General features: G+C 66.4%; 7 protein-coding genes. 5 read left to right on the top strand and 2 right to left on the bottom strand.

Features of this window, described 5'->3' with window-relative positions; all coding sequences use genetic code 11:
* Positions 1-4: 4 nt before the first annotated feature.
* Entirely contained in the window at positions 5-625 is a 621-nt protein-coding gene (locus K7957_RS11810; protein WP_223012176.1) for a methyltransferase domain-containing protein, read from the top strand.
* Between the two features lie 214 nt (positions 626-839).
* Here the strand turns inward: K7957_RS11810 and K7957_RS11805 are convergent, their stop codons facing one another.
* Positions 840-2,870 (bottom strand): GGDEF domain-containing protein, encoded by a 2,031-nt coding sequence (locus K7957_RS11805; protein ID WP_223012175.1) that lies wholly within the window; start codon positions 2,868-2,870, stop codon positions 840-842.
* Between the two features lie 335 nt (positions 2,871-3,205).
* Positions 3,206-5,779 (bottom strand): sensor domain-containing phosphodiesterase, encoded by a 2,574-nt coding sequence (locus K7957_RS11800; RefSeq protein WP_223012174.1) that lies wholly within the window; start codon positions 5,777-5,779, stop codon positions 3,206-3,208.
* A 395-nt stretch (positions 5,780-6,174) separates the two neighbouring features.
* On the opposite strand from K7957_RS11800, the gene K7957_RS11795 reads away from it, so the two are divergent.
* The 4 genes from K7957_RS11795 (at position 6,175) to K7957_RS11780 (ending at position 13,895) form a co-directional block, all read left to right on the top strand.
* Complete coding sequence (locus K7957_RS11795) at positions 6,175-7,551, top strand: peptide MFS transporter (RefSeq protein ID WP_223012173.1); 1,377 nt, start codon at positions 6,175-6,177, stop codon at positions 7,549-7,551.
* A 189-nt stretch (positions 7,552-7,740) separates the two neighbouring features.
* Complete coding sequence (locus K7957_RS11790; RefSeq protein WP_223012172.1) at positions 7,741-9,360, top strand: M28 family peptidase; 1,620 nt, start codon at positions 7,741-7,743, stop codon at positions 9,358-9,360.
* Between the two features lie 567 nt (positions 9,361-9,927).
* Positions 9,928-12,243, top strand: a complete 2,316-nt coding sequence (locus tag K7957_RS11785; RefSeq protein ID WP_246616983.1) for a TonB-dependent receptor plug domain-containing protein — start codon at positions 9,928-9,930, stop codon at positions 12,241-12,243.
* Positions 12,244-12,749: 506 nt separating this feature from the next.
* Positions 12,750-13,895, top strand: a complete 1,146-nt coding sequence (locus K7957_RS11780) for a helix-turn-helix transcriptional regulator (protein ID WP_223012170.1) — start codon at positions 12,750-12,752, stop codon at positions 13,893-13,895.
* Positions 13,896-14,004: the final 109 nt, after the last annotated feature.

Genomic DNA, 14,004 nt, shown 5'->3' with positions numbered 1-14,004 from the left:
CACGATGGCCGATAACGCCGATCTCCCCGCCGAAGCCTTCGCCCGGCAGGACGAGGGTGACGACCTCGCCTTCTACGCCCTGCCCCGGCTGGTCACGCACATCGACGAGGGCGCAGTCGCCGCACTGACGGCTCGCTATCGCGAACTGCTGCCCGAGCAGGGCCGCGTCCTCGACCTCATGTCGAGCTGGGTCAGCCACCTGCCCGACGATCGCACCTACGCTGAGGTCGTGGGCCACGGCATGAACGAGCGCGAGCTCGCCGCCAATCCGAGGCTCGATCGACGGTTCGTCCAGGATCTCAACCGCGATCCCTTCCTGCCGTTCGCCCCCGCCGCGTTCGATGCCGCGCTCTGCTGCGTCGGCGTCCAATATCTGCAGCGGCCGGTCGACGTCTTCGCCGAAGTGCGCCGCACGCTGGGCGAGGGAGCGCCGTTCATCGTCAGCTTCTCCAACCGCTGCTTCCCGACGAAGGCCGTGGCGATCTGGCGCGCACTCGATCCAGCCGGACACGCCCCGCTGATCGCATCGTACCTGGCACGGGCCGGCTTCCGGAGAAGCTCGACCGAGATACTCGCTGACGGACGACGGGGCGACCCGTTGACCCTTGTCATCGGATACGCCTGACCTCGCGTGAGCGACCGTCATCGTCGGTCAGGATATTGACAGCGGGCGCTCGAGTGATCGACCTCGCGCCGTCGGTCGCCGACCAAACCGATCCCCTCGGCGATCGACCCGCGGTTCAACGAGAGTGACAGGCTGCATCCGAGTGATTCGGGCTACAAGGCCATGGCGGACGCGATTGATCTTCGATCTCTGACGCGAGAGTGAGAGGCCGGGCTCAATCCTCGTAGGAAAGTTGCACCAACCTAGCCTCGCCAGGGGTCAGGACGAGGGAAGAGGTCGCTGCTGGCCCGTGCGACTCCGCGATACTCGCGCCGGCTGGTGCGAGACCGATCGTCGCCGGTGGGCTGTCCGACGACGTGTGTTCGGTCACGCCCTCGACCTCGATCCTGTCTCGTCCCAATTCTTTGGCGCGATACAGGGCCCGATCCGCCCTCGCGATGACCGTATGAAGCGGCTCTCCGTCGGTCGAGGACGTGACGCCCGCGCTGAAGCGCACCTGCACCCCCGCCACCTTGGCCTCGACCTGCTCGAGCAGCCTGCTGCGGATTTCCTCGAGAACCCCCAGCGCGTGGGCCGCAGGCCGATGCCGGAAGACCAGGACGAACTCCTCTCCTCCCCACCGCGCGACCACGTCTTCCTTGCCGGCGCTGGAGGCGAGCAGCGCCGCGAAATGCTTGAGCACCTCGTCGCCGACATTGTGACCGTATGCGTCGTTGATGGCCTTGAAATGGTCGATATCGAGCAGCGCCACGGTCGACGCAGCGCTGAAACCCTCGCGATGGAACAAGTTTCGCTCGCGACCGATGAGGCACCGGCGGTTCAGCAAGCCGGTGAGCGGATCCGTATCTGCGACACGCGACAGTTTCCGCCTGTGACTGACGCCCATGATAAGCATCGTCCCCAGCATGAGGAGGCCCAGTGCTGCCGACCAGGCGAGTTGTCGGTAGCGCTGAGCCTGCTCGCTCTCGCGTTCACGCGCGAAGCGAAGACTGCGGGCCAACTCCTCCGTGCGTGCTGCCGACCTGTCCGCCTCGAAGCTGGCACGCAGCACAGCGGTCTGCCTCGTCCGCTCATAGGCGGACCTCCGCTCGTCCAGGCGCACGGACCGTTCCAGATCCCGATAGGCGCTCTCCGTCCTGCCCATGGCTCGGTTCACGTCTGCCCGAAGCCGATAGGCCTGCGGCGCCGAGGCGAAGGACGATAGCCGGTCTGCATCCTCGAGCAGTTGGTCGAGCAGCTCGAGCGCGCGCGCGTGACGGCCCGAAATCCACTCCATCTTAGCCCTGAGAAGCTGCGCCTGCGCGCTGGCCGGCTCCTGCCACGCATCGAAGACAAGCTGGGCCTGCCGGCACAGCGGTTTCGCGGCGAGCAGACGGTGCAGCTCGATCAACGCGGCGCAGGTCTGGAGATCGAGATAGGCCGAGCCGACCGGATCGCTCACTCTAGGAGACCGCATCCTAGACAGGTCGAAGTCGGCGAGCGCCGCCGCGTACGCACCTCGCGATAGATTGAACAACCCCCTGAAATACAGGTCGTTCGCCAGCGCGACCTTGCGGTCGTGCGTCGTGTCCCAGGCGATTACCTCCTCGATGAGCGCGATCGCCTGGAGATGGTCGCCCGCCGCGTTCAAGACTCTGGCCAGCTTCTCGGTGGCGATGACGTGCGGCAGCTCGCGGCCCGGCCGCTTCGTGAGCCGGTAAGCCGATGCGAGTAGAGACACCGCCCGCTCCGGCGCGCCCGATAGACGCCGAGCTTCCCCCCGGGCGATCTGGAGGCAGGCGATCGACACGATGTCGGGAGCCGTACGATCTAAGACGGAGGCGAGGGACGAGGCGATGCGTTCGACCTCCTCGACCGTCAGCCCGTTCATCGCGGCGCGGGCCAGCAGCTCGACACGAAGCGGCAGGTCGACGGTTGCGCCGGCTTCGGTCACCTGCAGGACGGTGCTCCTTGCGTTCGCGGGCTGGGAGAGCGTGTCGTACGCCTCCGCCCGCGCGGCCATGCGCCAGCCCCAGGCGAGGTCGCCGTCCGTTCTCAGCGGATCGCCTTTGGTCGAGAGAAGGAGAGCGGGTGGATCGCGCCCCGCTTCATCCGCCAGCGTCTGGAGACCAGGCGTCGGCGCGCGCATGCACCCGGCCCGCGCCTCTCCCAGGCCAAGGACGCAGGTCAAAAGGAGAAGCACGGCGCCCGCCGACCTCCGCCAGAACGAGCCGTGATCCTCAAGAAGACGAGAATTCGCCAGCATTCGCCGATCCTTGAGCGTAGCCGCCTGACCTACCCAGAACGATCTAAGCTTTGGTAAACCCGCGATATCATACCCATCACGGCTGCCGACTGGCCAGATCGAGCCAACCGCCCTGCTCCGCTGGACCCGGGAAGCGATCGCGCGCGAGACCCTGCCCTGCTCCCAGCTTCGGACATTCGTCAATCTCGGTGCTACGAGTGAGAAGCTGATCGGGAACGATGTCGAAAGGTGGGACTAACTTCCGGACTGCCAGCGCCCCTGCGTCCAGCACCTTCAAGGCTCCCTGCGACGGCCGCATCATAGGCGCGACAGCCGCGATCCTCGCGGGATCATCGTCATGATGCCAGGATGGTGGGGGATGACGGCAACCCTGCCAACTTCCGGTTGGCATACAAGAACTCGTGCACCATGCCACCGGCGAGGGGACGTCCAAGCAGATAGCCCTGCACGTGAGTGCAGCCGAGCGACACGAGCATCTGCATCTGCTCCTCGGTCTCGACCCCCTCGGCGACGACGCCCATGCCGAGCGTCTGACCGACCTGCGTCACCGCCCGGATGATCGCCTGAGCCGCCAGGGCGGTCGGCGCCGTCTCAACGAAGGAGCGGTCGATCTTGACCTTGTCGAACCGGAAACGTTGGAAATAGCTGAGTGACGAATAGCCGACGCCGAAGTCATCCATCAGGATCTGGATGCCGATGGCGCGCATTTCCTCCAGCTGATGGAAGGTGCGTTCCACGTCCCGGATCAGCAGTCCCTCGGTCACTTCCAGCTGCAGCCGCCCCGCCCGCAGACCGGTCGCCGCCAGCACGCTCCGTACGGTCTCGCACAGGCGGCCGGTCTGGAATTGCAGCGGCGACAGGTTGACCGCGACCGACACGTCGTCCGGCCAGGACCGCGCGGCGTCGCACGCGCGGCGCAGCACGTTGGTCCCGAGCGCCTCGACCAGGCCGCACTCCTCCGCCAGCACGATGAACTCTGAGGGCGGGATCGGCCCTTTGATGGGATGGTGCCAGCGCGCCAGCGCCTCGAAGCTGGTGACCAGACGCGTCTCAGTCGAGAGGACAGGCTGGAAGGCGACGTCGATCAAGTCCTGCTCGAGCGCGAGCCGCAGCGCCTGCTCCAGGCGGCGGTGCTCGCGCAGTGCGGCATCCAGCGCGGCGTCGTAGAAGCAAGTCGAGCCGCGACCGTTCTCCTTCGCGCGATACAGCGCCAAGTCCGCAGCCTGTCGCACCTCGATCGGCGTGCCGCCGTCGGTCGGAAAGGCCGCGCCGCCGATGCTACACCCGATGTAAGCGAGCGCGCGATTGGTGGTGATCGGCACTTCCAGCGCGGCGACGATCACGGGTGCCAGAGCGCGCGCGCGGACACCCGCGTCGTGGCCGACCAAGATCAACGCGAACTCGTCGCCGCCGACGCGGGCGACGACGTCTCCGGCGCTGACGACGCGGCCCAGCCTGACACCGACCTCGCCTAGCACCTCGTCACCGGCCAGGTGGCCGAATTGATCGTTGACCGACTTGAAGCGGTCGAGGTCGATGCTGAGCACCGTGAAGGGAGTTGTCGCGTCTACGAGTGTGTCGATCCGCGCGACGAAGCCGGCGCGGTTCCGTAGGCCGGTCAGCGAGTCATATTCCGCCAGGCGTCTGACCTCGGCCTGCGCGCGCCGCGCCTCGGTCATGTCCTCGGTTATGCCGAGCAGCAGGCGTTTGCCGCCAGGAGGCGCGTCGATCACGAGCCGCTTGGTGCGCAGGGTGAAGCGGCGCCCATCAGCGCGCACGTAATTGCCCTCAAAGACGTGGACGCCGGGACGCGCCTCGGCGGCACGGTCGCGTGCCTCATAAGCCTCACCTCGACCGGGGAAGAGCTCGCTGTCGGTACGCCCGACGAAATCCTCCTGCGGCCGCCCCGCAAGCTCGGCACCAGCCTTGTTCATCAGCAGATAACGCTGATCCTCCGCGTTCTTGACGAACAGCATGGCGGGTAGGTTCTCGATCACCGTGTCGAGGAACAAGCGCGCCTGCTCGCGCTCGTGCTCGAGCAGCTTGCGCGATGAGATGTCGCGTACGATCGCGGCGAAGGCGACCGTCGCCCCGTCGTGCCAGCGCCCCAGCGACAGCTCGATCGGGAACGTCTCGCCGTCCGCGCGCAGCCCGGTCAGCTCGACCGGCTTGCCCTGGAGCGTCATCGCACCGCCCGCCGCGGCGCGCGCGAAGCCACGCGCGTGCGCGCCGCGCAAGCCTTCGGGCATGATTATATGGAGCGGCGCGCCGACGGCGACTTCCGCCGGGTGCCCGAACATGCGCTCCGCAGCGGCGTTCCAGTAGGTGATTCGTCCGGCCGCGTCGGCGCAGAGGATCGCGTCGGAGGTGACGTCGGCCACTTTGGCCGCCATGCGACCGATCTGGCGATAGCGCGTGCTCTCCATCCGTTCGACGATCATGGCGGCGAGGCTCAAGAGCGAGTCCTGCTCCGCCGCGGTCAGTCCGTCTCGCGGCGCAGTGTCGAAGACGCACAGTCGCCCGACACATGCCCCGGTGGGAGCTACGATCAGTGGCGCCCCGGCGTAGAAGCGGACGGCACCGTCGCCTGCGATCAACGGGTTGGCAGCGCAGCGCGGGTCGAGATGCGTGTCAGGGATCACCAGCAGGTCGCCGCGCGTGATCTCGAGACTGCAGAAGGCGTGCTCGCGCGGCAACTCCGGAACGCCGACGCAGACGCGCGACTTGAACCAGGCACGATCGGTGTCCACCAGCGTGACCGCGGCACTCGCCGTCCCGCAGGCGAAGGCAGCGAGCCGGGTGACGGCGTCGAAGCTGCCCTCGGCGGGCGTATCGAGAAGATTGAGGCTCAGGAGGCTGGTCAGCCTCGTCGCTTCAACGCTGTCGGCGATCTCCCGCGGGTCAATCATATGCTTGTTATGCAACGAGGAAGCTAAACGTTTCGTCACCGGTGCCCTGCTTCTCGCGCGACGAGCTCGTGGCAAGACCCGCATGCCCCGCGTCGATGGTGAAAGGAGCGGACTCGCGTCGCAAGGACCCGAAAGCGGTCAGATCGGGTGCCCGCCCACTGAAGCTCTCGACATAGCCGTTGTTGAAGTGTTGTGGACGGTGATTGGATCGAGACGAACTTGTGTTTCGTTCGCATCTGCCGGGCAGTCGACGCTCAGTTCAAACCTGCCACCGCTTATTGACTACCTTTCGACCATAGCGCGCGAGGGCATGTGTAAGCCTGCCAAGCGTATCCAGAGCGATGAGGGCTTGCAGAGACGAGATCGCGCTGCGACAGATCTGTCCGGAGGCGGGCATGATCGATCGCAGGCTTACGAGGTCAACAGACCCGCGCGCCCGCTGGCGCGAGCTGCTCGACCATCCCCGCGGATTGTGGGTGCTGACTGGAACTGAGTTATGGGAACGTATATCGTTCCACGGCATGCAAGCGCTTCTCACGCTCTACATGGTCGAGCAGTTGTTGCTGCCTGATCACATCGTGCACGTGATTGGCTTCGCAACGTTTCGGGGGATCGTCGAGGGCATCACCGGTCCGCTCTCCGTGACCGCGCTCGCGGCTCAGACATTCGGTCTATACGTTGGCCTCATCTACTTCACTCCGGTTGTCGGTGGCTGGCTGGGTGATCGTGTGACTGGCCGGCGCGGCGCCGTGATGGCTGGCGCCCTGCTGATGACGGCCGGGCATTTCGCTCTCGCATTCGATGCGTCGTTCCTGCTCGCCCTGCTTCTGCTCATTGTCGGCGCGGGGCTGCTACGGGGTAACCTCTCTGCACAGATCAAAGCCCTCTACGCCGACGGCGATCGGCGCGAAGCGGACGCGTTCCAGCTCTATTACGTCGGGATCAATCTTGGAGCATTCATCGCGCCGATCGTTACCGGCGCGTTGGCGGTCGTCTACGGCTGGCATGCGGGTTTTGCCTTCGCTGGCTTCGGTATGCTCGCTGGATTGCTCGTCTATGTCGCGGGACAGCGGCACCTGCCCGCAGATAGCAGTCGCGTCAGAGCGGCGAAGCGCGACCGGCTCAAGCCCGCCGAACGGACGCGCCTCTCGGCACTGCTCGCGATCTGGCCACTGATGACCTGCTTCTGGATCGCGCAGAGCCAAGTTTGGAACGTCTACAATCTGTGGGTGCGCGATCATCTCGACCGACGAGTCGGCGGTGTCGTGGTTCCCGTACCCTGGCTGCAGGCGCTGGACGGGCTAGCGCCGGTGCTGGTCATGCCACTTTTCCTATCGTTGTGGCGACGCCAAGCGGCCGCAGGACGGGAGCCTGACAGTCTTGCCAAGCTTGCCATCGGCTGCCTCGTCTTCGGTGGAGGCACCGCCTGGTTGTCGCTGGCCCCGCTCGTGAGCGACGCGGCAGGCCGCGTGCCCCTGCTCTGGGCAGTCGCCTTTCACCTCTTAACCAATATCGGCTGGCTGTACGTCACGCCGATCGGGCTCGCACTCTACGCGGCGGAGGCGCCGTCAGGGCTGCGTGGCACCATGATCGGCATCAACACACTCTCTACCTTCGCCGGTAGCGTCATCAGCGGCCGATTGGGCTCGCTATACGAGCGCTGGGCGCCCGCCGAATTCTGGTTGCTCCATGCCGCCGTCGTCGCGGGCGCGGGCGTCGTGTTGCTCGTCATCGGACCGACAGTGCGTCGACGACTTCTGCTCGTACGATAACGGCGTTCTGTATCGGCGATCCGCTTGGATGTATCTCACGGACAGCCGTGCAGACGCTCCGGTCACTCGCCTACCTTCGGCCGCCCGTTCAGATCAGCTACAACGGACCTGCCACCCTGTCTGGGTCGCTCTGCAGGGCGTCCACTTCGCCAGCTTGCGCTCGACCCCGGGAGGCGCCAGGCTTGCCCGATGAAACGTTGGCTCTCGCTTCCGCTGCTATTCTCCCTCGCCGCCGCTACCGAGCCGTCCGCGCCGATGGTCTCGCCCGAGCGGATCAAGGCGGATGTGCGAACGCTGAGCGGCGACGACTTCCACGGTCGCGGACCGGCGCAAGCTGGCGAGCCAGTCACCCTGGCTTTCCTGACCGAACGATTCGCGTCGTTGGGGCTGAAGGCTGGCGGGGATGACGGCTATAAGCAACGAGTGCCGCTGCTGCGCTGGACGCGCGACGAGGCGAAGTTTCAGATCGCGCTGGGCAACAACATCACGACGCTGAACCCCGGTGTCGAGATCGCGGCATCGTCCCGGATCCTCGGCCGCTCGACGGTGACGGCAGCGCCCGTCGTCTTCGTCGGCTATGGCATCGTCGAGCCCAAGCTCGGCTATGATCCGTATCGGGGGCTGGACGTTCGCGGCAAGGTGGTCGTGGCCTTGGCCGGCGATCCCGATGTCGAGGCGCGACGCGACCTAGGCTTCGGCGGACGAGCGTCCAGTCCAGCAGCGCGCACCAAGCTGACGGAGGCGCAGAAGCGCGGCGCGGTCGCGTTTTTCCAGATCCATGAGACGTTCCCGTCGAGCTACCCCTGGCTGCAACTGGCGAAGGGCGATGCCGTGCCGGGTTATGCGCCCGACACGGGCACGGTGCCGCCGGCGTTCGGTCTCCGGGGAATGCTGCGAAACGACATCGGCGTCGCCATGCTGCGCGAGGGCGGCCTCGACTACGCCGCGGCGAAGCGCGCAGCGCAGTCGGCCGAGTTCCACGGCATCGAGCTGAAGCGCGTCACCTTCTCCGGCATGACGCGCACCAGCCTGGCGCATGTCGTCAGTCACAATGTGGTCGGGATCCTTCCCGGTACCGACCCGGCTGCCGGTAGCGTCCTGTATGGCGCCCACTGGGACGCTTACGGCGAGAACGACTTCGATCCGCCCGCTGACCGCATCCGCAACGGCGCGGTCGACAACGGTACCGGCACGGCGACGCTGCTCGAGATCGCCCGCGTCTACAGCTTAGCCACGCGGCCGCGTCGCTCCGTGGTATTCGCCCTTTGGACCGCCGAAGAGAAAGGCCTGCTGGGTGCGAGCTGGTATGCCGATCACCCCGTCCTGCCGCTCGGCACCACCGCGGCGCAATTCAATCTCGACCCGCACGTCGTGCTGGGCCGGACCCGCGATCTGGAGCTGATCGGGGTCGGCCGGACGCCGCTCGAGGCGGACCTCACGCGCGTGGCCGCAGCGCAGGGACTGCGGATCGTGCCGGAGGAAAATACCGAGGCGGGCTGGTACTACCGGTCGGATCATTACGCGCTGGCGCAGAAGGGGGTGCCGGGCGTGTACTTCCGCGCCGGGCGCGATCTGGTCAACGGCGGCCTAGCGGCTGGCGAGCGCGAGCGAGCGCGCTACAACGCGCAATGCTACCATCAGACGTGCGACGAGTTTAACCCCAGATGGGACATGACCGGTGCGGCACAGGAAGGAAGCGTCGCCTATGCGCTCGGGCGCGAGATCGCTGAACGCACCGACTGGCCGGCCTGGAATGCATCGGAGCCCTTCGGCCTCGAGCGGGCGAAGACCGAGAGCCAGCGGCGCTGAGGACGTCCTGCAAAAGGAGCGCTCGTCCGCCCGAGCTAAGCCCTCGCTCGGTTAGAACCGGTCGCTTCGGGCTGCACGTACCACGTCCCGTACGGAGGTGACCCATGCTCGCCGCCGTGAAGCCGAGCCAGTCACCGCACTTCCCGCCCTCGCCCGACGTGCCATGTCCCCCGTCATCATCGCACAGGCGTCACGCCCCTCCGCCATTTTCGTGCTCAGCCGGTTGCTGATACCGCCGCAGCACGTCCTCGACTACTTTCTAAGTGGGAAATCGCCGCCGCGTCGCCGGACGGTCGCCTCAAGCCCGCATCGTTGATCACGCGGGCCAGCGGAGGCGGTACCAACCTCGGTCATCGTGATCTCCGCCGGCGATCCTAACGCGACGTATCGCGCCAACAAGATAAATCATCAAGCCAGCGACTTCCCCATCACGCCCCGCTTCTCCTATCAGATAAGTAGGAGATCGTTGGAGGTCGTGTGTCATCTGATCGGTCCATCGCAGCCGTGAGTGCCGCCCTCGTCCTCGCGCTGCCGTCGATACCGGCGAACGCACAAGGCGGCCCGGCGTTGGACGCCAAGGCCGAGCAGGGGGCGAGCCAGGTCGTCGTCACCGGCACGCGCGACCCGAGCATCTCGGCCAGGCAGAGCGCCAGCCCGGTCGTGGTCGTCTCCGCCGAGGAGCTTCGCGCGACCGGCCAGCCCGACCTGCGCGACGCGCTGCAGCAGCTCGCACCGTCGCTCTCGCGCCAGGTGATGGGGCTGGACCAGAGCTCGCTGATCAACGCCATCAGCCTGCGCGGTCTCACGGCGGACCAGACCCTCGTGCTGGTCAACGGCAAGCGCCGGCACCCGACGTCGGCGGTCAACCTCAACCCTGGCCCGCAGCAGGGCACGGCACCCGTCGACATCGATCTGATCCCCGTCACCGCGATCGAACGAGTCGAGATCCTCCAGGACGGTGCCGCCGCGCTCTATGGCTCGGACGCCATCGCCGGCGTCATCAACATCATCCTCAAGGGCGCGGGTTCCGACCTCTCCGCCCAGGCGCTCAACGGCCAGACCTATGAGGGAGACGGCTTCACCACGAGCGACTCGATCAGCGAGGGGTTCAACCTCGGCGCGGACGGACACCTCCGCCTCAGTGCCGAGGTGGTTCACCGCGATCGCACGGATCGAAGCGGACCCGATACGCGCACCGGCCTCAGCAACAATCCCGCGATCGGCTCACCCCGTACCACTCGGATCACCACGAGCCTCGATGCGGCGTATCGGGTCTCGAGCAGCGTCGAAGCCTATGCATTCGCCACCTACGCCTACCGCGACGCAGCGCGACTTGCCTATCGACGGCTCCCGACCGTTCTCCCCGCGGTGCATCCGAACGGTTTCCAGCCAGTCGAGACCGTTTCCGAGCACGACTTCGCGGTCACGGGCGGCCTGCGCGGTGACGGGCTGCTCGGCTGGCATTGGGATCTCAGCACCACCTACGGCGGTGACCGCATCGCACTCGGGCTCGACGAGACAGCCAACACCGGGCTCTACGCCGCGACAGGCGAGACGCCGACGTCGGTCGATATCGGCAGCTACCGCCATCGGCAGTGGACGAATACGCTCGATCTTCGCCAGCCGGTGGCGCTCCCCTTCCTGGCAGCCCCGCTCACCCTGGCGCTCGGCACCGAGTATCGACGCGAGACCTACGGGATCGATCCCGGCGAGCCCGGCTCCTACCTGTACGGCGGCACCGAGGGCTATCAGGGACTCTCGCCCGACAACCGTACAAGCGCTAGCCGCGATGTCGAGGCGGCGTACATCGATCTCGCGACACGTCTGCTGCCCGCGTGGCAGGTCGATCTCGCCGGGCGCTACGAGCATTATTCGGACGCGGGCGACACTCTGACGGGCAAGTTCTCCACACGCTACGACGTATCGGATCGCTTCGCGCTTCGCGGCACGGTCAGCAACGGCTTTCGAGCGCCCACACTCGCCCAGTCGAACTTCACCAGCATCGTCGTGTCGCCCACTTACGCCAACGCACAGGTCGCGGTGGCGTCTCCGGCCGCGCGCGCACTCGGGGCGTCGCCGCTACGCCCCGAGCGCTCGATCAACTACAGCGGCGGCGTCGTCGCGCGACCGGTCGAGAACTTCGATATCACGGTCGACGCCTATCAGATCCGGATACGCGACCGCATCATCGCGGGCGGCGTCTACAACGGTCAGGAGGCGCTGGACGCCTTGCGCCTCCAAGGGGTCGCCCTGCCCGCCACGGTCTCGCCCGAGAGCGCCACGGTGCAATACTATGCCAACGGGGTTCGGACGCGCACCCGCGGCCTTGATATCACGGCCCGCTACCGCACCGTCCTCGGTGCCGGCTCGAGCGTGCTCTGGGACGCGGCCGCCAACATCAACAAAACCAAGGTCACCCGGACCGGACTCGACCGCAATGGCAACCCGCTGCTCAATGCACAGGGGATCGGCTATCTGACGACGGCCTACCCGGCGTCGAAAATCATCGTCGGCGGCATGTTCAGCGCAGACCGATGGAGCCTTGCGCTCCATGAGATACGATATGGGCGAACGAGGTCACAGCTCACCTACTACACCGGTCCCGACGCCTTCTCGAACGACACGTTCCGCGACTTGGTCAATCGCGCCCGCTGGGTCACGAACCTGGAGGTCGGCTATGACCTGAGCTCCCGCCTGCGCGCGTCCATCGGGGCCAACAACCTGTTCAACAGCTATCCATCGCGCATCCCGCTCGAGAACTCTTATATCGGTGCGGCAAGGTACGACACGTCCAGTCAGCAGCTCGGTCAGGACGGCGGCTTCTACTATCTTCGGTTGAACCTGCGCGCGGCCGGATCCACGAACGTCAGTAAAGCCGATTAGCTTGATGTAAGGAAAGTTGATGGCGTGATGACAGTGTGGCGCCCTAATAACGCGTCGCACCCCACACGGTTGGCGGGTTAAGTAGCGGAGCTGGCCGTCTGATAGCGAGATTGCGGCAAGGTCCTCTCCTCGCCGCCCAAAATCTTAGGTGTGCAAGCTATAAGGAGCGCACCCAACCGCGCCTCAATTGGCACGTCTTCACGGTGCCTCGGACATTTCCACGCATCAAGGCTTGTACCGAAAATGAACATACGACCGAATAGTTATCGGATCATTCCGCCGGGCGGAGCAGGCTGTATCGCCGTACGGTGAGAGCTAAGTCACGGACGCGCGTCCCAAATCGGGAAGACAGCGAGGGGCACGAGCGCTTGTCCGTCCGACCGTCCGGCTCATGCTGGCGTGAGAACGATTTACCGACGGTGACGAACGAACGGAGCAACGATCAGGAACCACCGCATTGAACATGGGGCGGACCGGGACAACCGGCCGGAGCACAGGAGAGAGTGATGGTCAGCGTGCTGCATCCCTCGGCGATCCCGCCGATGATAGAGCAAGGCTATGACCAAACCGCTGCCGCCATTGCCCCGCCCCGCCCCGACGGGCCGGCACCGATCGCGGATGAGCACCCCGAACCTCTCGTCGATCTCGCGGGTGAGGTCACTGCGCTCATCGACGCCGACGGACTCCTGATCGCCTCCGCGACTCGTGATGGTCGGGCGATCGTGCTTGCCAGCACCGGCGCGTGCGCCGCGAGTGAGCGCGGCGCCGCGCTACTCGCGCTGCTTGAGCGCGGGGATCTCGGACCGTCGGCGCGGCAAGCCGCCACATGGGTCAGGCTCGGCGCGGCTTCGCCCGGCGCTGATGTGCTGCTCGCGGGAGTGACGACACCCGATATCGCGATCGATATCCTGGCGCTGTACGAAAGCAGCGACGCGGCGATCCGGGCGCGCGGCCGCGAGCAGGTCACGCGGCTACTGCCGCTGTTGCGATCAGCGCTCGCGCTCTGGGCCGAGCGCACGCGCGCGCAGGCGAGGGCGCGCGGGCTTGCCGAGGCGTTCAACCATGCCGACGTAGGCGTGCTGCTGGTGAACGCTCGGGGTCAATTGATGCTCGCGAACGCGGTCGCCGAGGCGCTGATGGCGCGCCAGGACGGATTGCGGCGCAGCGGCACGCTGCTGAGCGGCAGCCGGCTGCCGGACACGCTCCGGCTGCAGACCGCGATCGATCATGTCGTCGGCGGTGGCGGCACGGCGCGCGGGCGCGGCACAGCGCCCGTGATAGCGCTGAGCCGCGCCGAGCGGCGACCGCTGCTGGTGGCGATCGTCGCTACCGACCAACCGCCCGCCGGCGCCGAGGACTGCGCCGCGATCCTCTACGTCTTCGATCCGACGCAGGAACTGCGCCGGCTGATCGAGCCCGTTTGCAAGCTCTACGGCCTGTCGCCCGTCGAGACCCGCCTCACCTGCTTACTCTCTGATGCGCTGAGCCTGTCCGATGCTGCCGCTGCGATGCACGTGCGCGAGCAGACCGCGCGCTCCTACCTCAAGCAGATCTTCCTCAAGACCAACACCAACCGCCAGGCCGAGTTGGTGTGGCTGATGCTGCAGAGCGCGGTGCGTGTGGCGCCGACCTGCCGCACGTCGTTCGTGTGACCCCCTGAACGAGGGGAGCGGCTTCCCCCGAACGAGGGCAAGCGATTCCCTTATGTCGGGGCAGAGAAGCGCCAGAGGAGGCCGCATACCCGTGGAGTACCGAGGATAC

The sequence above is a fragment of the Sphingomonas yunnanensis genome, from assembly GCF_019898765.1.
Classification (GTDB): domain Bacteria; phylum Pseudomonadota; class Alphaproteobacteria; order Sphingomonadales; family Sphingomonadaceae; genus Sphingomonas; species Sphingomonas yunnanensis.
Note: the sequence above shows the minus strand (reverse complement) of the source record. Positions and strands in the feature narration are given on the sequence as shown.

Bases quoted from the DNA above. Each gene is read 5' to 3' on its own strand.
- K7957_RS11810 (WP_223012176.1), top strand. From the start codon at position 5: ATGGCCGATAACGCCGATCTCCCCGCCGAAGCCTTCGCCCGGCAGGAC.
- K7957_RS11805 (WP_223012175.1), bottom strand. From the start codon at position 2,870: ATGCTGGCGAATTCTCGTCTTCTTGAGGATCACGGCTCGTTCTGGCGG.
- K7957_RS11800 (WP_223012174.1), bottom strand. From the start codon at position 5,779: ATGATTGACCCGCGGGAGATCGCCGACAGCGTTGAAGCGACGAGGCTG.
- K7957_RS11795 (WP_223012173.1), top strand. From the start codon at position 6,175: ATGATCGATCGCAGGCTTACGAGGTCAACAGACCCGCGCGCCCGCTGG.
- K7957_RS11790 (WP_223012172.1), top strand. From the start codon at position 7,741: ATGAAACGTTGGCTCTCGCTTCCGCTGCTATTCTCCCTCGCCGCCGCT.
- K7957_RS11780 (WP_223012170.1), top strand. From the start codon at position 12,750: ATGGTCAGCGTGCTGCATCCCTCGGCGATCCCGCCGATGATAGAGCAA.